We start from the raw sequence: 18,406 nt of genomic DNA on the forward strand, positions 1-18,406 counted from the left end.
GCGTTGGACATGTCAGGTAGAGGCTAGGTTTCGCGGACCCGCGACTCGCCCAGGAGCGGCGATTTCACCCGTGCGCGCGCCTGAACGTCGCTCGCTTCAGTGACCAAGACACTCTGGGTGGGCCGAATTCACGAACGTGTGCTGCGGTCAGAGCAGATCGGCGAGCAAGGCGGCGGCACGCGAGGCACCATCGGTCTCGACGGGCCGGTAGCCGACCTCGCGGTGGATCTCCTCCGCCATCGCGGCGGCGAGTGCCTCCGGTTCGACGACCTCGTCGTAGGTCATGCACCGGCCGGCTCCGTAGCGCGCGAGCCGGTGCCGGACGTGGAAGTTCTGCTCGAAGTGGTGGCGCAGGGGCACGAAGATGAACGGGCGCCGGTTCGCGGTCAGCTCCATGCACGTGGTCAGGCCGCCCTGCACCACGGCCAGGTCGCACGCGGCGAGGTGGCGGTGCAGGTCCGGTAGGTATCCGTGCACGGACACCTCGGGGTGCCGGGGCAGGGAAGCGGGATCGATGCGCGGCCCGGTGACGACGAGGAACCTCAGACCCGGCACCAGCCTGCGCGCGGCGGGCACCGCGTCGAGCATCCGGCGGAGCAACGACTCCCCCACACCGGAGCCGCCGACGGTGACCACGCACAGCCGCTCGTCCGGCCGGACGCCGATCTTCCTGCGCAACGTCTCGCGCTCGCTCTCGTCCGGCGGTTCGAAACCCGTTACGTAGCCGGAGAAGTCGAAGTTCTGCTCCGTCCACTCGCGAATCGCGGGCAGGCCCTCACCGAACGGCAGGGAGACCACGTCGTCCGGGTTGCCGACGAACACCGACCGGTCGCGCACGCGCCGCAGGCGGGCCCGCTGCTCGATCATCTCGAGGTTGTAGTCGGCGGTCAGGCGTTGCTCGCGGGCGCCGCCGTCGGGCATCGGGAGCCAGCCGACGAAGTCGGTCAACCAGGCGAACGCGGACCGCTTCAGCCGGGGATTCTCGTGCAGGAAGTAGTCGACGTCCCACGCCTCGTCGCCGATCACCAGGTCGTACTGCTCGACGTCGAGAACCTCGTTGAACACCATGAAGTTGTTCACCAGCACCGCGTCCAGCCGGCGGAACGTCTCGAACACGTGCAGGTCGTGCTCCCCCGCGTCGTCTTCCACGTGGGACGACTCGTTGGCCAGCCACGCGGACGCCGGGTGGATCCGCTCCCCCGCCGGACCGAGCACCTCGGTGACCGGGTGCTGCGCGAGCCAGTCGATCTCCAGGCCCGGCCGCAGCTTGCGCAGTTCGGAGGCGATGGCGAGGTCGCGCCGGGCGTGGCCGAGACCGATCGGCGAGCTCAGGTACAGCGCCCGCGGCGGCCTGCTGAGCGCCCTGGCCGGCCGCGTGTGCCGGACGACGGGGTGCACCCGGTCGACGAAGTCCTTGATCAGCAGGTTGACCAGCACCGGATCCCGCGCGGGCACCCCGTGCCCGGCGCCGTCGAGCAGCACCAGCGAACCGCCGGTCAGCTCGGCGAGGCGTTCACCGATCGCGTGCCTGCGGATCCGGTCGTCGGTGCCGTGGATCACCAGCACCGGGCACCGCACCCGCGGGCAGAGCTCCTCCACCGACACGCACACCGCGCCGTCGCAGCCGAGCCGGCCCGCCGTCGTGTCGGCCAGCGTCGCGGGCTCGATCTCGTGCGCCCACCGCACGGCGTCCTCGATCTGCTTGGTGGAGTGCGGTTCGGAGAACATCTTGGCGAAGAACCACTCGACGAAGTCGTCGTACCCGCCCTCCAGCCAGTGGTGCCGGTTGTACTTCGCCCAGCCCTCGGTCGTCTCGTGCCGCTCGTCCCAGCGGTACTGCTCCCGGTCGGGCTGGCTGAGCTGGAACCCGCAGGCGGGACCGATGGCCACCAGCCCGTCGACCCGGCCGGGATGATCCGCAGCCAGGTGCACCGACCAGGTCACCCCGCAGGACAACGACACCAGCACGGCGCGGTCGGTCGAGGTGGCGTCCATGACCGCGATCGCGTCTGCGGCGTACTCGGAGTCCACATAGGACGCCGCGCCGGTCGGACGGCTCGACTCGCCGGACCCCCTGCCGTCGAACGTGACCACCCGGAAATGCCTGGCGAGGTAAGGCACCTGCACCTTCCAGAACCTCGACGGCACGATCGACCAGGTCGGCATGAGCAGAACCGTCGGCCTGCCAGGGTTCTCGTAGACCGCGAACGCGAGCCGCACCCCGGCGCGCTCGGCGAACCCGGTCCGGTCGGCCTCGCGCACCGGGCGCGGCTCGGTTCTCACGGCCGGACTTCCAGCACCTGGTTGAACGGCGTCTGGGCCACCCCGGCGAACCGGGTGAACCCGCCGGCGAGCGCCACGTCGCGGATGCGCGCGGGCCCGGCCTGGGTGCCGAGTGCGAGGCCGACGTCCTGTGACAGCGAGGCGGGCGTGCACAGCAGCGTGGAGAAGCCGTAGTAGGCGCGGCCGACCGGGTTGAGGTTGTCCTCGACGTGGTCGCCCGCCATCGGCTCGACGATCATCCACGTGCCGTCGGGCGCCACCGCGTCCCGCACGTGGCGCGCCGCCCCGACCGGGTCGCCCATGTCGTGCAGGCAGTCGAACATGGTCACCAGGTCGTAGCCGGTGCCGCTGAACCCTCCGGCTGGCGACACCTCGAACGTCACCCGGTCACCGACGCCGGCGGCCGCCGCCCGTTCGCGTGCGATCTCGATCGACTCCGCGTGGTAGTCGGAGCCGATGAACGTCGAGTTCGGGAACGCCTGCGCCATCAGGATCGTCGACGCGCCGTGACCGCAGCCCACGTCGGCGATCGAGGCGCCGGCACGCAGCTTGGCGGCGACGCCGTCCAGCGCGGGCAGCCAGCTCTCGATCAGGTTCGCCTCGTAGTTCGGCCGGAAGAAGCGCTCACAGCCGAGGTGCACGTCGGAGCCGTGCTCGTGCCAGCCGACACCGGAACCGCTGCGGGCGGCCTCCAGGACGCGTCCGGCGTCGTGCACCGTGCCCAGCGCGATCTGGAACATCCCCGGCAGGAACGCGGGGCTGTCCTCGACCGTCAGCGCCACCGCGTGCTCGATCGGCAGGGTGTACCGCGCGGTGGCGGGGTCGTAGGTCACGTAACCACCGGCGGCCTGGGCGTTGAGCCACTCCCGGACGTAGGGCTCGGCGGTGCCGCTGCGGTCGGCCAGCTCGGCCGCGCTGATCGGCTCACCGGACGCCATGACGCGGTAGTAGCCGAGCTTGTCGCCCATGACGACGAGCGCGGCGTTCAGCGTGGCACCGACCTCGCCGACGGCCCGGAACACGAACTCCATGAGCTTGTCGGTGTCGACCTCGGGGCTGGTTGTCGTCATCTGCTCTTCCCTCCTGTGAGGGTCGGAACCTATGAGCGCCAGCGGGACGGCCGCATCAGGTGCCCCACCTAGTCCGCGAGGCACACCTAGACTCCCCTTCGTGCTGATGGGGCGCGAGTCCGAGCGTCGACAGATCGAGCGGCTCGTCGCGAGTGCGCGGATCGGGCACGGTGGCGTCCTGGTCATCACCGGGGAGCCCGGAGTCGGCAAGACCGCGCTGCTGCACGACGCGGCCGAGTGCGCCACGGGCATGAAGGTGCTGCGCGCGGCCGGGAGCGAGCCCGAGCGGGAGCTGCCGTTCGGCGCGTTGCACCAGGTGCTGCGGCCCGCGCTGGACCGAATCGACGAGATACCGGCGCCGCAGGCGCAGGCGTTGTCGGCCGCGCTCGCGCTGCGTCCCGGAGCGGCGGGCGACCGGTTCGCCGTCGGCGCCGCCACGCTGAGCCTGCTGTGCCGGTTCGCCGAGGACCAGCCGGTCGCGATCCTGCTCGACGACCTGCACCTGTTCGACCGGCCGTCCGCGGACGCGCTGGCGTTCGCGGCCAGGAGGCTGGTCGCCGACCCGATCGTCCTGCTCGCCACCTCGCGTTCCGCGGACCTCCAGCTGCCCGCGCTGCCGTTGTCCGGCATCGACCTGGCCGCAGCGGGAGAGCTGGTCTCACGCCGTGCGTCCGCCCCCATGTCGGCCGAGCTGGTCGCGCGGCTGCACCGGGCGACCGCGGGGAACCCGCTCGCGCTGATCGAACTGGCGGGCGCGGACCACCTGAACCTCTCCCCCGAGGCACCGCTGCCGGTGTCGGCCGCACTGGCGAACGAGTTCGCCGCCCGCGCTCGGTCGCTCGGTGCGGCCGGACGCGCGGCGCTCACCGTCGCCTCGGTGGCGGGCACCGACCTGCGGGTGGTCGCCAGGGCGTGCGAACTGCTCGGTGTCGGCGTCGACGCGCTGGCCGAGGCGGAGGGCGCCGAGCTGGTCCGGATCGCCGACGGGCACGTCGAGTTCCGCCATCCGCTGATCCGCGCGGCCGTGTACGGCGACGCGGCGCCGGAGCACCGCCGGTCGATCCACCGGGCCGTGGCCGAAGCGGTCGGGCCGCACGAGGCGGACCGGCACGCCTGGCACCTGGCGGAGGCGGCACTGGGACCCGACGCCCGCGCCGCCGAGCTCCTCGTCCGAGCGGCGATGCGGGCACACGAACGCAGTGCGCACGACATCGCCGCGGCCGCTTTCGAACGGGCCGCGCGACTGAGCCCGGACGTCGAACGGCACGCCCTGCTGTGCGTGGCGGCCGCGGAGTCGGCGTGGTTCGCCGGTGCCGCTCCGCGCGCCACCGCGTTGCTCGACGAGGCGGGCGACCTGGCCGAACCGAAGGCCCGGCTGCGGGCGCTCGAACTGCGCGGCGCGATCGCGGCGCGCACCGGGTCGCTGACCGAGTCGCGCGACCTGTGCCGGACAGCCGCCCGGCAGTCCGCGAGCGCCGACGAAGGCGTGGTGCTCCTCGCCGACGCGGTGAACGCCTGCTTCTACCTCGGTGACGTCACGACCGGTGTCGAACTGGCCCACGAGATAGAACAGCTGCTGGAGCAGGTGACCACGCCGAGGGCACGGGGACTCGGCCAGCTGGCCGCGGGCACGGCGCGGGTGCTCGCCAACCGCGGCGGCGCCGACCAGATCCGGGCGGGGACCGAGCTGCTCGCCGTCTCCGGCCTGCTGCGCGACGACCGGCGCAGGTTGCCGTGGCTGATGGTCGGACCGTTGTTCCTGCGCGACGCGGACTCCGGGGCGGAGCTTCGGCGCATCGTCGGAGAAGCCCGCGCGGAGGCGGCGGTGGGGACCCTGCCGACCCTGCTGTTCCACGTCGCACGGGACGAGGCCACCACGAACCAGTGGGTCCGTGCCGAGGCGACCTACGACGAGGCCATCCAGCTGGCCAGGGAGACCGGCCAGAACACCGACCTGGCGCTGTGCCTCGCCGGGCTGGCGTGGCTGCAGGCGCGCCTCGGCAACGAGGCGCAGTGCCGCGCGCTCGTCGCGGAGGCGCTGCCGATCTGCCGCGCTCGCGACATCCACATCTGCCGGGTCTGGTCGCTGTTCGCGTTGGGAGAGCTCGAACTGGGGCTCGGCGACCCGCACAAAGCACTGGCACACCTCGAAGAACTCGCCGCCGTGCTCGACGAGCTCGAGCTGACCGACCCGGACCTGTCGCCCGCGCCCGAGATCACCGACGCGCTGGCGAGACTCGGCAGACGCGACGAGGCGTGGGAAGTCACGCGCCGCTACAGCTCCGCGGCGGCGGCGAAAGGCCAGCCGTGGGCGATGGGCCGCGCCGAGCGCACGCTCGGCGTGCTCAGCGAGGACTTCGACCCGCACTTCGAGGCATCACTCCGGTTCCACGAAAGAACACTCGACGACTTCGAGACCGCGCGCACCCGCCTGGCGTACGGTGCCCGGCTGCGGCGAGCCCGGCGGCGGGTCGACGCCCGGCCGCAGCTGCACGCCGCACTCGAGACGTTCGAGAACCTGGGTGCGGTCGGGTGGGCCGATCTCACCGCGATCGAGCTGGCGGCGACCGGCGAGGCGATCCAGCGGCGCGCCCCGAGCGACGTGCAGGCACTCACCCCGCAGGAGCTGCAGGTGTCGCTCCTGCTCGCGGAGGGCAAGACCACCCGCGAGGTCGCCGCCGCGCTCTTCCTGAGCCCGAAGACGATCGAGTACCACCTGCGCAAGGTGTACACGAAGCTCGGCATCAGATCACGCGCCGAACTGGCCACCCGACTGCCGTGAGGAGGAACGCCATGGACACGCATGACGTGTGGGCCGCGGGCGACGCGTACGAGAGGTACGTCGGCCGGTGGAGCCGGGCCGTCGCCGAGGTGTTCGTGCGCTGGCTGGACGTGCCCGCGGGCCGGGACTGGCTCGACGTCGGCTGCGGCACGGGTGCGCTGACCGCCGCGGTCACCGCACTCGCGGCCCCCGCGCACACCACCGGCGTGGACCCGTCGGACGGGTTCCTCGACACCGCCCGCGCCACCAACCCCGGCTCGACGTTCCTCACCGGCGACGCCCAGGAACTGCCGCTGCCGGACGCGCACTTCGACGCCGTGATCAGCGGGCTGACGCTCAACTTCGTGCCCGACCCCGCCCGCGCGGTCGCCGAGTTCGCCAGGGTCACCAGGCCGGGCGGGATCGCCGCCGCCTACGTCTGGGACTACGCGGAGGGCATGGCGCTGATGCGCTACTTCTGGGACGCCGCGGCCGAGCTCGACCCCGAGGCGGCGGCGCTGGACGAAGGCGTCCGCTTCCCGTTGTGCCACCCGGAGAAGCTCGCGGAGCTGTGGTCCACTGTGGACGACGTCACCGTGCGCAGCATCGAGGTGCCGACGGTGTTCACCGGCTTCGACGACTACTGGGCGCCGTTCCTCGGCGGCCAGGGACCGGCACCCGGCTACGCGATGTCGCTGCCCGACGACCACCGCGGCGCGCTCGCGGACCTGCTGCGCGCCCGGTTGCCCATCGCGCCGGACGGGTCGATCAGGCTCACCGCGAGGGCGTGGGCCGTGCGCGGGTCGGTCTAGGACGGTCGGGCAGCGCGGAGCGGGTTGACCTCACCGAGGGCTTCGACCAGGCGGTCGGGCAGCGCGATGGTGCCGGATCCGTCGGCGGCGACCGTGGCGTAGACGATGCCGCCCGCACAGGCGATCTCCCCGTCCCGGCGGAACGCGAAGTCGAGGGTGAAGCTCTTCCCACCGAGCCGGGACGTGCTGATCAGGACGACAGCCCGGTCGTGGTTCCTGACGCCCGCGCTGAAGTCGAGGTCCACGTGCACGACGTGCACGTCGAACCCGAGGCCGCGCCATTCCTTGTACGGCAGGCCGCGCTCGATGAAGAAGGCGTCGATGGCCTCGTCGAGGTAGCCCAGGTACCACATGTTGAACATGACGCCCTGGCCGTCGATCTCGTAGAAACGAGGGGTGAACGAGTAGCTGGGCACCACACCGTCGCTCTGCGCCGTCATGAGCTCATTCAACCCGAAGTTCCACTCGAGACCGCGGAGGGTCACACCGGACTGGTGACGCGTGCCCGGTAGCGGACGCGGCACGGCGAGGCGGGCCACTTCGCCCGGAACCCTCGGACGGGTTGCGGCGGGCCGTCCACGAGCTCCATGTCGAAGTGCGTCAGCAGCCGCGCCAGGACGATCTTCATCTCCAGGTGCGCGAAGTGCAGGCCGATGCAGCGATGCGTCCCGCCGCCGAAACCGATCAGCATCTGCCGGGCCAGCTTGCCCTCCTCACCCGCGAAGCGCTCCGGCCGGAACGCGTCCGGTTCGGGCCACAGGTCCGCGAGCCGGTGGGACACGGCCGGTGACACGAACATGACGGTGCCCGCGGGGATCGTCGTGCCGTCGACTTCCAGCGGTGCCAAGGCTTCCCGCACCAGGAGGTTCGCGACCGGGTGCAGTCGTTCGGTCTCCAGCAGGCAGAGGTCGAGGTGGCGCAGCGGTTTGACGCTCGCGAAGTCGCAGAACCCGTTTCCCGCCAGCACCTCCGCGCTCTCCGACGTCGCCGAAGCCAGCTCACGAGGGTTGCCGAGCAGGTCGAGCAGCGCCCACGACATGTGCCCCGCGGTCGTCTCGTGCCCGCCGACGATCAGCAGCAGGATGAGGTTGATCAGCACGAGGTCCGGCACCGGCGAGCCGTCGGGGTAGTGCGCTTCGGCGATCGTCTGGAGGAAGTCGGGCGGGTCGAGCGGAGCCTTCCGCCGCTCGGCGATCAGGTCGCCGAGGATGACGCGCAGCCGGTTCCGCGCCCGCTTGCCGCGGATGAACTTCGGCAGCGGCCAGTCGCCGCGTGGGAACGACGCGATGCCGCCGGAGAACCTGCGGAACTCGGCGAAGAAGTCCTGGTCGATCGCCGCCGCGAGGTCGCGACCGAGGAAGCAGCGGGCGGCGATCCGCGCGGCGAGCGGGGCGAAGTGGTCGGTCACGGTGAACTCGCCCGCGTCACCGAGCTGCTCGATCAACGCGACGGCCTCGGCGTCCATCGCGGTCACGTAGCCGTCGAGCTGACGGCCCTGGAACCTCGGCAGGATGATCTGGCGCTGCCGCCGGTACTCGTCGAACGGCGCCACGAAGAAGAAGTCGGGCGCGAACATCCGGGCGATGAACGGGTACGCGGGCCGCACCGACAGCGCGCGGTCCGTCTCCGCGAAGAACAGCCGGCTGCGCTCGGGGCCGAGCAGCGCCACCGCCTTGTGTCCGCCGGGCAGGGCGAACGTGAACATGTCGCCGTGCTCCGCGCGGCCGCGCCGGAACAACTCCTCGGGCGAGCGGTGGAACTCGGTGAGGTGACCGATCACCGGCTTCGCCCCGGACACCATCTTCGGCAGTCGGCTCACGAGGACGCCCCCTCAGAGTCGGCAACAGCAGACAACGCCCACAGCGGGAAAGCCCGCTGGTAGCCGTCGTAGTTCATGGCGGCGCAGCGCATCATCGCGCCGGACAGGTGGTCGTCCTGCCAGCCTCCGTCGGGCAGCTGCGCCCGCAGCAGGAAGTCCGTCGCCCTGCGCGCGGACGGGGACGTGGCGCGGCCCGCGTCGGTGAGTGCGAGCAACGCCCACGAGGTCATGACCGCCTGGCTGGTCGCGGCGTGGACGTAGCGCTGGTTGCGGTTGCCCTCGATCGTCTCGCCCCAGCCGCCGTCGGGACGCTGGTGCGCGAGCAGGAACTCACAGGCCCGGTCCACCGCGCCGCGGGCCCCCGGATGGCGGGAACCCTTGAGGCCCTTGACACCGAACCAGGTGCCGTAGGTGAAGCAGACGCCCCAGAACCCCTCCCAGGAGCCCTCGGCGCGCTGACTGTCCACGATGAACTGTTCGCCGCGCGAGACCGCGCGCTCGATCGCGGCGCGCGGGCCGTCGGGATGCCGCGCGAGATGACGCCGCAGTGCCGTGACGCAGGAGGCCGTCGGCTCGACGGTCGAGTAGTCGACCATGAGGTTGTCGAAGACGTCCGAGAAGTTGAGCTTCTCGAGCCACGCCGGTGTCGCGTTGGGCTCGTACGCGGGCCAGCCGCCGTCGGCGTTCTGGGTGGCCAGCAGGAACTCGACGGCCGCGAGCCTGCGCTCCGGCGTCACGTCGTCCGCGAGGCCCAGCTCGTCCAGCGCGAGCACCGCCTTGAGCGCCTCCGCGGTGCCGTCGGTGATCGACCACGCCTGTTCGGCGGTGGAGAGCGTCCAGCCGCCGCGGCCGGGCTGCCGGAAGTGACGTTCGGCGTCGGGCACGTCGGTGAGGCGCTGGTTTCGTTCCAGGAAACCGGAAGCGGACCGCAGCGCCTCCCGCGCGCCGGGACTGCCCGAGGCCACCAGCGCCTGGACGGCGAACGAGGTGTCCCAGGTCTCGGAGGAGTTGAAGCTCTGCACCCTCGTGCCGTCGGCCGAGTCCCACAGGTAGTCGGGGAGCCGTTTCGCGTGCGCCAGCACCGCGTCGCCACCGGGATCGGCGAAGTGCCACACGAGGGTGTCGAGGAACTTCGGGATCGGACCGTGCCCGACGTAGTTGGAGGTGCGGTTCTCGTGGTCGACGTGGTCGAGCGCGGTCGCCATCGCCCGCTCGCGCAGCTTCGGCGACGGCCGCGCCTCGTAGATCGAGAGTGCGGCGAACGCGGCCTTGAGCAGCCACGACCGCGGCCGCAACGAGTCCGTGGCGGCGATCGTCCCCCGAGACTTGCGCCAGTCGATGCGGTCGTACGGCACGGCGTAGAGCTCGTCGCGGAGCTCGCGCAGCACCGGGTCGTCGCTCCGCACCACCGCGCGCCGGGCGTACAACCAGCTCATCGACGTGAACACGACCCGCGGGTAGCACCACAGGCGACCGAGGTGGACCGGCAGCCCGCGCGGCAGGAGCCACCCCTCGGGCGGGAACGGGTACAGCCCCTTCCAGTCGAACACACCGAGCACGGCGAGCATGAGCTTCGCCCAGTGCGGTGCGGCGAGCGCGCCGCCGTGCCGCAGGATGAACGCGCGGGCACCACGCGCGCACGGGTCGTCGGCGGGCACGCCGAGCAGGCGCAGCGCCGTGTACCCCAGCGTGGAGGCCAGGACCATGCTGTCGGACTCGATGTCGATGCCCCACCCGCCGTCGGGGTTCTGCCGGACGCGGAAGTGGTGCACCATCCGCGCACGCGTGTGCTCGTCGGGCATCGCGCCGACCACGTGGCACGTGATGACGTACTGGGCCAGGAACATCGGCATGCTGCCGTAGTCCTCGTGCCACGAACCGGTCGGGGACTGGGCGGCCACGAGCCGGGCCGCCGCCGCCTCGATGCCCTCGCCGAGCGACCGGCGCGTGCGTGCAGGCGGCGGTGCGGGCGCGTCGTGCGGCAGCGGGCCGGGCAACGACCGGCGCAGTGCGGTCAACATCGTGGTGAGCGCGGTCGGACGCGCCGCGGTCACACGGGTCGTCAGCATCGCGGCGGCGACCGTGCGCCTGCTGATCTTCACGGGCCGGACGCCGAAGACCTCGTCGCCGCGCCAGATCTTGCGCAGGGTCAGCACGGCCATCAGCAACGGCGCGGTGCAGAACCGCCGGATGGCGGCGTCCGCGGCGTCGGCCGACGGCAACGCGTCGACGTACGCGACGGCGTCGACGAGCTCCCGGTGGGCGATCGCGATCATGCGGCGCAGCACGGCACGGGCGCGCGTGGCGTTCTCGGGGTCCCGCAGTCGCTCCGGGCTGTCGACACCGCAGTCGGCGAGCACGGTGCGGGGCAGCCAGCACCGGTTCGCGTCCAGGTCGGCCCGGACGTCCTTGATGATGTTGGTCAGCTGCAGCACCCGGCCGAACGAGTCCGCACGCGCCGTCAACGCGGGCAGCACCGCCGCCGCACCACCGGAGCGCCACGCGAACAACCCGGTGAGCATCCGTCCGACGGTGCTCGCGACGACGTCGCAGTAGGCGAGGACCTCGTCCACGTCCTCCAGTGCGGACTGACGGCGCGACAGCGTGTCCGCCATGCCGATCGCCATGTCCTGCAAGCACTCCTGGACGAGCCCGCGCGCCGCGCGTGGCAGGCGGGTGAAGTTCTCCAGCACCACGGGCAGCCCGGCGACGAGCCGCACCTCGTCTGCGGGCGTGCCGGAGCCGAGCAGGCCACGGGCGCGCTCCGCGGCGGCGGCGGACCGCTCCCGCCAGTCCGGCGGCAGCGCCGCCAGCGCCGCTAGCTCGGTGAGCAGCTGCACCCGGTCGGACACCGGGCTCCCGGACTCGTCCTCGACGGTGTCGACCACCCGGCACAGCAGGTAGGCCGTGGTCACGATCTCGTCCAACGGGGACGGCAGCAGCGGGACGGTGAGCGCGAACGTCCGCGACGTCAGCGGCAGCATCTCCCGGCAGAACGCCGCGGGATCGGGATGTAGGACGGCCAACAGAGTGCCCCTCGTCGTGTGTGTCCCCCCCGATTCATCCTCACCGGCCGGGCGCTGGCGGCGACGTTCGTGCCACTTAAGGCCCGTCTCATTTCCGGTATGTGGTCGAAAGGCCATGTCGCAGGCACCCGAGAATCACCACGCCCGACGACAGGAACCCACATGACCACGACGAGACCGCCGTCCTATCCGGGCAGCCGGTCCGGCCGCTGCCCGTACGAGCAGCCCGCGGACTACGCCGCGTGGCGGGAGCGGGAAGGCCTGCAACGCGCGACGCTGGCCGACGGCCGCGAGGCGTGGGTCGTGACGAGGCACGCGGACGTCCGCGCGGCGCTGGCGGACCCGCGGTGCAGCGCCGACTCGCGGAACCCGAACCTGCCGGGCAACAACCTGGGCTTCAGGTCGATGGCGAGGATGGACGATCCCGAGCACGCCCGATTGCGCCGCACGCTCACCGGCCACTTCACGGTCAGGCAGGCGAACCTCGTGCGGCCCCGCATCGAGGAGGTGGTGCACCGGTTCCTCGACGAGATGATCGGCAAGGGCGCCCCAGCGGACTTCGTGCGCGAGTTCGCGCTGCCCGTCCCGTCACTGGTGATCTCGATCCTGCTCGGGGTGCCCTACCGCGACCACGACTTCTTCCAGGAGAAGACCGCCACCCTGTTCAGCAGCGAGTACCCGGACGTGGACAAGAAGTCGGCCGTCCACGCGCTCGTCGGATACCTGCACGAGTTGTTGGCTGGCAAGGGAACCGACCCCGCCGACGACATCGCGAGCCAGCAGGCCGCGCACGTGAGCCGGGGTGAGCTCACCGCGGACGAAGCGGCGATGAACTGCCTGCTCGTGCTGATCGCCGGGCACGAGTCCACCTCCAACATGCTCGCGCTGAGCGTGCTGGCCCTGCTGCAGCACCCCGTCCAGGCAGCCCGCCTCCGCGCCGCGGACGACGCACGCGCAGCCGTCGAGGAGCTGCTCCGCTACCTGTCCATCACCGAGAACAGCGTCGTCCGAGCGGCCACCGAAGACATCACCATCGGCGGACAGCTCGTCCGGGCGGGCGAGGGCCTCATCCTGTGCCTGCCCGCGGCCAACCACGACCCTGCGTTCGCCGACCAGCCCGGCACGCTCGACGTCGACCGCAACGCCCGCGGCCACCTCGCGTTCGGACACGGCGTCCACCAGTGCATCGGCCAGTCACTCGCCCGCGCGGAACTGCAGATCGCACTGCCCGCGGTGCTGCGCAGACTGCCCGATCTGCGCCTTGCCGTGCCGCCCGAGGAGATCAGGTTCCGGCGCAGCATCAACATCGGCGTCCACGAGCTGCAGGTTGCCTGGTAACACTTAGCCCTTGCGCTAAGTATCGCGTCGTCGGATACTTAGCCTCGTGGCACAGTATCTGGAGCTCGACGGGGTCTTCCTCGCTCTCGCGGACCCGACCAGGCGGGCGGTGATCCACCGGCTCGGACGCGGGCCGGCGAGCGTCGGCGAACTGGCGGGCGAGGCCACCATGACGCTCCCCTCGTTCATGAAGCACGTGCGGATGCTCGAGTCGACCGGCCTGATCCACACCGCGAAGTCCGGCCGGGTGCGCACCTGCGAGCTCAACCGGGAGCGGTTCGCGGTCGTCGAGAACTGGCTGGCGCAGCAGCGACGTCTCTGGGAAGAGCGCACCGACCGACTCGAGCGATTCGTCATCGCATCCACGGAGGACCCGACATGAACCCCGATCTCGACCTCGGCATCGACCGCGTCATTCGCGCGCCCCGCAAGGTCGTGTGGAACGCGTGGACCGATCCGGCCGGCCTGGCGCAGTGGTGGATCCCCGCCCCGGCCGTGTGCCGGGTCGACCGCCTGGAAGTCCGCCCCGGTGGCGCGTTCATCACCAGGATGAGCGAAGACGGCGTCACGTTCGCCCCGCACTCCGACATGTGCTTCCTCGTGGTGGACGAGTTCGAGCGCATCGTGTTCACCAACGCCGTGGACAGCGGATGGCGGCCCGCGACCCCCGACCCGATCTCGATGACGGCCGAGATCACCCTGCACGACCACCCGGACGGCACCGACTACCGGATCGTCGTGCGCCACGGCGATCCGGCCGCCAGGGACCGCCACGCCGCGCTGGGCTTCGCCGACGGCTGGGGCACCGTCGCCGACCAGCTCATCCGGTTCGTGGAAGCCGCCCGATGAAGATCACGCTGACGCAGTTCGTCACCCTCGACGGCGTGAGCCAGGGCCCCGGCTCGAGCACCGAGGACACGAGCGACGGTTTCACCAGCGGCGGCTGGCTCGTCCCGCACATCGACGAACTGTTCGTCCAGCGCGCGTCCGAGTGGCTCGACCTCGCCGACGGCCTGCTGCTCGGACGCCGGACCTACGAGGCGTTCGCGCGCGACTGGCCGCGGATCACCGACCCCGACGACCCGTTCACCGAGCGGATGAACGCCCTGCCGAAGTACGTCGTGTCGAACACGCTCACGACCGCGAGCTGGCAGCCGGCCACCGTGCTGCACGGCGATCCGGTGCAGACCGTCGGTGCGCTCAAGGAACGTCCGGGCCGGGAGCTCCAGATCCACGGCAGCGCCCGGCTCGGCGCCGCACTGCTGTCCACGGGCCTCGTCGACACCCTCCGCCTCGTAGTCGCGCCCGTCGTGATCGGGTCGGGGCGGCGCCTGCTCACGCACCCCGTTTCAGCGACCGGTCTGCGGCTCGTCCGGCACGAGGCCGCGAAACAGGGGCTGCTGCTGCTCGAGTACGAGACCGCGGGGGCCGCCCGCACCGGCGACTACGAAGGCGTCACCGACCTGCGGTAGCCGCGGACCCGTCAGAGGTGCCGGTGTGCCGCGACGACGCCCGGTGCACGAGCTGCCGCGGCACCGTGGTGTCGAATTGCAGACTGTTTTCGACCGACAACGTGTCAGACCGAAGCCGGATTCAGTCGAAGGCGGTCCGGCGTGCTACGCGGATCGCCCGAGCCGGCGCGAGGGTTGAGGTTTCCCCGTGTGGGCACCCGAGAGGTGGGCATCAAGCCCGCGACTCAGGTCGAGGAAGGACCACATGGGCACCGACGACAAGTTCGACGCCAAGGCCGACGAGCTCAAGGGCAAGGTCAAGGAAGGCGTCGGCGAGGCAACCGACGACAAGGGCCTGGAGGCCGAGGGCAGGACCGACCAGGCCAAGGGCCACCTCAAGGAGTCGGTCGAGAAGGTCAAGGACGCTTTCAAGAAGGACTGACTCAGCCGTCTCCGCGTGCGGGCGTGCACCCAAGTGGTGCGCGCCCGCGCGCGTGTCGGCACGAGTTCGTTTCCGCGTCCAAATGAGATGGCTGGCTAACATTTTCGATTGCCGCCCAATGGTGGCCCGAGAGACGCCCTTCAGCCCTCAACGGGCGACGCGGCCGGTCTAACGGCCAACTTTTCCAACGGAGCGCGATGACCATGTCGCGTCTTATCTGGTGATCATTCCAGTAACGTCGCGCCCCGCATAACTAAAGTCACGAAAATGAGCGTCGACTCGAACGATTCGTCGTCATCTGGAAAACCTGTCAAGTTGACGGCGGTAATCGCCATTCGAACTGCGACGGAGCAGTTCGGTTCCCTGACCGGCAGGGCGCCCGAAGCTGTCACGGGAGTGCGCGCGCTGCCGGAAGGTGGCTGGTCGGTGCTGGTCGACGTGCTGGAACTGGAACGCGTACCGGCCACCACCAGCATCATGGCCACCTATCGCGTCGACGTCGACGCGACCGGGGAATTGTTCGCATGCGAACGACTCAGGCGCTACACACGTGGGACGACCGACATGTGATGACAGGACGGTTGTAAGAGGTGGACAACAGACCCAGTTCGCTCGCCGACACACTGGAACGCGTTCTCGACAAAGGCGTGGTGATAGTCGGCGACATCACCGTCAGCGTCGTGGACATCGAACTGCTCACATTGCGGGTGCGTTTGTTCATCGCATCCGCCCAGACCGCCCGCGAAATGGGGATGGACTGGTGGACGAACGACCCGTTCTTCACACCGAAAGCGGTGAACCGGGCGACCGAGGTGAACGAGTTGGAACAGCAGAACACCGAACTGCGCGACCGCGTCGCCGCGCTGGAGCGGACGTTGGAGGAGAAGCGACCATGAGCTGCGGCTTGTACGCCTACGCGATCACCAGGGACCGCCTGGCCGACCTCGCCGGGCCCTGGCTGATCAGCTATCAGGGGCTGGCGCTCGTCGTGGCCGAGGTCGACCTCGACCGGTTCACCGGGATCGAGGCCGACGAGCCCGCCGAGGACGGCCCGCTCGCCGTGCTGGTCCGCGAGCACGACGCCGTGGTGCGCGCGGTGTTCCAGCACGAACCGGTGCTGCCACTGCGGTTCGGCACCGTCCTCGACGGCGCCGACGCCGCGCTGCGCCTGCTCCGCGCTCGCCACGAGGAGGCACTGGCCTGGCTGGACCGGGTGGAGGGACGGCGCGAGTGGGGCGTCCGGGTGCGCGCCGCCGCCGAGCCCGAACCCGTTGACCTGGACAGCGTGTCCGGGACCGGCTACCTGGCGCTGCGCCGTCAACGGCTGACCGCGGCCGAGGACGCCCGGCGCAGCGCCGAGGCGGTGCATCAGGCGCTGACCAGACGTGCCGCCGACAGCACGTGCCGCGACCACGCGAGCGACCTGCTCCTCGAAGCGGCGTACCTGGTCGACACGGAGAACGAGGACGACTTCCACGCCGAGATCGGCCGGCTGGCAGGCGAACTGGGCCAGCCGGTGGAGATCACCGGGCCGTGGCCGCCGTACTCGTTCACGAACGTGGAGTTCGCCGATGCCTGAGCACAGCGCCGCGAGCCTGGTCGACCTGCTCGACCGGGTGGTGCACCGGGGTGCGGTCGTGCGCGGCGACGTGGTCATCGCGCTTGCGGGCGTCGAGCTGATCCGGCTCGACCTGCGGCTGTTGCTCATCGGCATCGGCAGCTCCCGGTGAGCAACGAGGAAGTGGGCCGGGGACTCGGCCGGATCGTCGTCGCAGTGCTGGAGATCGTGTGCGAACTGCTGGAGCGCCAAGCGTTGCGCCGGGTGGACGCCGGCACGTTGACCACCGAGCAGGTGGAGAACCTCGGCCTGGCACTGATCTCGCTGCAACGCCAGTTCGCCGCACTGCGGGAAGCACTGGGAAAGCCGGATTCCTCCGGTGTCCGGCTGCCCGTGGACGTCGCACGACTGCTGGACCAAGAGAGGACATCATCGTGACCGCTCCCGCCATCCCGAACTCAGGCGGCGGCCTCGCCGACGTGTTGAACATCCTGCTGGACAAGGGACTCGTGATCGACGCGTCGGTGCGCGTCTCGCTGATCGGCATCGAGATCCTGGCCATCGAGATCAAGATCGTGATCGCCAGCGTCGACACCTACATCCGTTACTTGGAGGCGATGCAACGGCTCGACGCGGCCCGCCGGGGCGTGCTGGCGGCAGTACCCGCCGCGCAGGGCATCGGCGGCACCCAGGGCCTGCTGGGCGCGGCGATCCCGGCCGTGGTCACCCAACCCCCGCGACTGCAGCCGTGAGCCTGCACCTGCACGGCGTCGTGCGGGCCCGCCACCGGCTGCCGGACGGCTCACCACTGCGGCTGGCCGAGCTGGAGGACCTCGCCGTGGTGGTCAGCGACCGGCGGGCGGACCGCGCGCTGACCGAGGAGGAAGCCACCGCACACCTGGCCTGGTTGTGCGCGCTGGTGCCGAACGGCCCGGTGCTGCCGCTGCGTTTCGGCACCACCGCGGTGGACACCGACGCCGCCCGCGCCGCGGTGCTCGCGCTGAGCGTGCCGGTGCTGCGGGGCCACCTGAACCGGCTCGACGGCCTGGCCGAGATGCACGTGCGCGTCGCGTTCGACGAAGACGCCGCATTGCGCGCGGTGTACGACGAACGCGAGTTCTCGAGGGGTGGTGGTACGGACCTGACCGGCACCATCCGGCAGGGCGAGGTGATCGCGCGGAAGATCGTGGCCTGGCGCCGCGGCCAGGCCGACGGCCTGCTCGCTCCCGCGTCGGCGATGGCCCGCGAGGTCGCACTGCTCGACGCGGCCGAGCACACCGAGGAACACCGCGCACTGCTGGTGTCACTCGGCGAAGTCGAGGCCGTGCGCGCCGCGGTCGCCGCGATCGACGGGGTCACGGCGACCTGCACCGGCCCGTTGCCCGCGTTCAACTTCCTCGGCGCGCCACCGGAACGCACCCGGTTCGAGCTCCAGCCCACGTCTCGTTGGGGCTGGTAGGTCCGGGTCGATCCAGGTTGCCACGACCCCGGCGCACTTCGGACGCGATCAGCCGGCCTGCCCGGCCGTGCACCGGGCAGGCCGGCTGATCGACTCACCGGATCAGGACCTCACTCGTACGGCAGGATGTGGACGTCGTCCTGCCTGCCGATCTTCGCGGCGCCGCCGGCCACCTCCTCCAGGTCGGCCTCGGCGATGTCGACGACCTCGGGATTGACGGGGTTCTCGGGCATGGTCCTTCTCCATTCGTGGTTGATTTCGGGACTCACAGGTACGGGGGGTACGAGCTCTGACCGCCGTCACCACCGGCGATCTCGTCCAGCTCCTCCTCGTCGATCTCCAGCAGGTCAGCCGGCTCGGTGTTCTCGGGCATGGTCGTTCTCCGTT

The 18,406-nt window shown here is 70.9% G+C and carries 21 protein-coding genes; 14 read left to right on the forward strand and 7 right to left on the reverse strand.

Going from position 1 to position 18,406, the window contains the following annotated elements; genetic code table 11:
- Positions 1-147: 147 nt before the first annotated feature.
- Positions 148-2,283, reverse strand: a complete 2,136-nt coding sequence (locus FKR81_RS20010) for an alpha/beta fold hydrolase (RefSeq protein WP_235921649.1) — start codon at positions 2,281-2,283, stop codon at positions 148-150.
- Entirely contained in the window at positions 2,280-3,353 is a 1,074-nt protein-coding gene (locus FKR81_RS20015) for a class I SAM-dependent methyltransferase (protein ID WP_146353625.1), read from the reverse strand. The genes FKR81_RS20010 and FKR81_RS20015 overlap by 4 nt, the downstream gene beginning before the upstream one ends.
- Positions 3,354-3,459: 106 nt before the next feature.
- Between FKR81_RS20015 and FKR81_RS20020 the strand changes: the two genes are divergently transcribed.
- Together FKR81_RS20020 and FKR81_RS20025 are read left to right on the forward strand one after the other, a co-directional pair.
- Positions 3,460-6,135, forward strand: a complete 2,676-nt coding sequence (locus tag FKR81_RS20020; protein WP_235921663.1) for an ATP-binding protein — start codon at positions 3,460-3,462, stop codon at positions 6,133-6,135.
- 11 nt (positions 6,136-6,146) lie between these two features.
- Entirely contained in the window at positions 6,147-6,926 is a 780-nt protein-coding gene (locus tag FKR81_RS20025; RefSeq protein WP_146353627.1) for a class I SAM-dependent methyltransferase, read from the forward strand.
- Here FKR81_RS20025 and FKR81_RS20030 read toward each other — a convergent pair.
- Genes FKR81_RS20030 through FKR81_RS20040 form a run of 3 tightly spaced genes read right to left on the reverse strand, consistent with a single transcriptional unit; the run spans position 6,923 to position 11,771 of the window.
- On the reverse strand, positions 6,923-7,366 hold the full coding sequence (locus FKR81_RS20030; protein WP_146353628.1) for an acyl-CoA thioesterase: 444 nt from the start codon (positions 7,364-7,366) through the stop codon (positions 6,923-6,925). The genes FKR81_RS20025 and FKR81_RS20030 overlap by 4 nt on opposite strands.
- A 41-nt stretch (positions 7,367-7,407) precedes the next feature.
- Complete coding sequence (locus FKR81_RS20035; protein ID WP_235921650.1) at positions 7,408-8,745, reverse strand: cytochrome P450; 1,338 nt, start codon at positions 8,743-8,745, stop codon at positions 7,408-7,410.
- Entirely contained in the window at positions 8,742-11,771 is a 3,030-nt protein-coding gene (locus FKR81_RS20040) for a squalene/phytoene synthase family protein (RefSeq protein ID WP_186763065.1), read from the reverse strand. Before FKR81_RS20040 ends, FKR81_RS20035 begins: the two co-directional genes overlap by 4 nt.
- A gap of 162 nt (positions 11,772-11,933) precedes the next feature.
- On the opposite strand from FKR81_RS20040, the gene FKR81_RS20045 reads away from it, so the two are divergent.
- The 12 genes from FKR81_RS20045 (at position 11,934) to FKR81_RS20100 (ending at position 18,019) form a co-directional block, all read left to right on the forward strand.
- Positions 11,934-13,109 carry a cytochrome P450 gene (locus tag FKR81_RS20045; protein WP_146353630.1) on the forward strand — a complete coding sequence of 392 codons (1,176 nt, stop codon included), beginning with the start codon at positions 11,934-11,936 and terminating at the stop codon, positions 13,107-13,109.
- Positions 13,110-13,155: 46 nt separating this feature from the next.
- The gene (locus tag FKR81_RS20050) at positions 13,156-13,491 is read left to right on the forward strand and encodes an ArsR/SmtB family transcription factor (protein ID WP_146353631.1); all 336 of its coding nucleotides are present in this window, start codon (positions 13,156-13,158) and stop codon (positions 13,489-13,491) included.
- On the forward strand, positions 13,488-13,958 hold the full coding sequence (locus tag FKR81_RS20055; protein WP_146353632.1) for an SRPBCC domain-containing protein: 471 nt from the start codon (positions 13,488-13,490) through the stop codon (positions 13,956-13,958). The genes FKR81_RS20050 and FKR81_RS20055 overlap by 4 nt, the downstream gene beginning before the upstream one ends.
- The gene (locus FKR81_RS20060; protein WP_146353633.1) at positions 13,955-14,581 is read left to right on the forward strand and encodes a dihydrofolate reductase family protein; all 627 of its coding nucleotides are present in this window, start codon (positions 13,955-13,957) and stop codon (positions 14,579-14,581) included. Before FKR81_RS20055 ends, FKR81_RS20060 begins: the two co-directional genes overlap by 4 nt.
- 244 nt (positions 14,582-14,825) lie before the next feature.
- Positions 14,826-15,002: a CsbD family protein gene (locus FKR81_RS20065; RefSeq protein ID WP_146353634.1), complete on the forward strand. Its 177-nt coding sequence runs from the start codon at positions 14,826-14,828 to the stop codon at positions 15,000-15,002.
- A gap of 267 nt (positions 15,003-15,269) precedes the next feature.
- Positions 15,270-15,572 carry a gas vesicle protein GvpO gene (locus FKR81_RS20070; protein ID WP_146353635.1) on the forward strand — a complete coding sequence of 101 codons (303 nt, stop codon included), beginning with the start codon at positions 15,270-15,272 and terminating at the stop codon, positions 15,570-15,572.
- A gap of 110 nt (positions 15,573-15,682) precedes the next feature.
- The gene (locus FKR81_RS20075) at positions 15,683-15,898 is read left to right on the forward strand and encodes a hypothetical protein (RefSeq protein WP_235921664.1); all 216 of its coding nucleotides are present in this window, start codon (positions 15,683-15,685) and stop codon (positions 15,896-15,898) included.
- Complete coding sequence (locus FKR81_RS20080) at positions 15,895-16,581, forward strand: GvpL/GvpF family gas vesicle protein (protein ID WP_146353637.1); 687 nt, start codon at positions 15,895-15,897, stop codon at positions 16,579-16,581. Before FKR81_RS20075 ends, FKR81_RS20080 begins: the two co-directional genes overlap by 4 nt.
- Positions 16,574-16,732: a gas vesicle protein GvpJ gene (gvpJ, locus tag FKR81_RS20085; protein WP_146353638.1), complete on the forward strand. Its 159-nt coding sequence runs from the start codon at positions 16,574-16,576 to the stop codon at positions 16,730-16,732. The genes FKR81_RS20080 and gvpJ (FKR81_RS20085) overlap by 8 nt, the downstream gene beginning before the upstream one ends.
- On the forward strand, positions 16,729-16,998 hold the full coding sequence (locus FKR81_RS20090) for a gas vesicle protein K (protein WP_146353639.1): 270 nt from the start codon (positions 16,729-16,731) through the stop codon (positions 16,996-16,998). The genes gvpJ (FKR81_RS20085) and FKR81_RS20090 overlap by 4 nt, the downstream gene beginning before the upstream one ends.
- Entirely contained in the window at positions 16,995-17,312 is a 318-nt protein-coding gene (gene gvpJ, locus FKR81_RS20095; RefSeq protein ID WP_235921651.1) for a gas vesicle protein GvpJ, read from the forward strand. Before FKR81_RS20090 ends, gvpJ (FKR81_RS20095) begins: the two co-directional genes overlap by 4 nt.
- Positions 17,309-18,019, forward strand: coding sequence for a GvpL/GvpF family gas vesicle protein (locus FKR81_RS20100; RefSeq protein ID WP_146353640.1), 711 nt, complete (start codon positions 17,309-17,311; stop codon positions 18,017-18,019). The genes gvpJ (FKR81_RS20095) and FKR81_RS20100 overlap by 4 nt, the downstream gene beginning before the upstream one ends.
- 110 nt (positions 18,020-18,129) lie before the next feature.
- Here the strand turns inward: FKR81_RS20100 and FKR81_RS45655 are convergent, their stop codons facing one another.
- Positions 18,130-18,252 carry a hypothetical protein gene (locus FKR81_RS45655; protein WP_268891573.1) on the reverse strand — a complete coding sequence of 41 codons (123 nt, stop codon included), beginning with the start codon at positions 18,250-18,252 and terminating at the stop codon, positions 18,130-18,132.
- A gap of 32 nt (positions 18,253-18,284) precedes the next feature.
- The gene (locus FKR81_RS45825; protein WP_328593150.1) at positions 18,285-18,392 is read right to left on the reverse strand and encodes a hypothetical protein; all 108 of its coding nucleotides are present in this window, start codon (positions 18,390-18,392) and stop codon (positions 18,285-18,287) included.
- Positions 18,393-18,406: the final 14 nt, after the last annotated feature.

The organism is Lentzea tibetensis (assembly GCF_007845675.1).
GTDB lineage: Bacteria > Actinomycetota > Actinomycetes > Mycobacteriales > Pseudonocardiaceae > Lentzea > Lentzea tibetensis.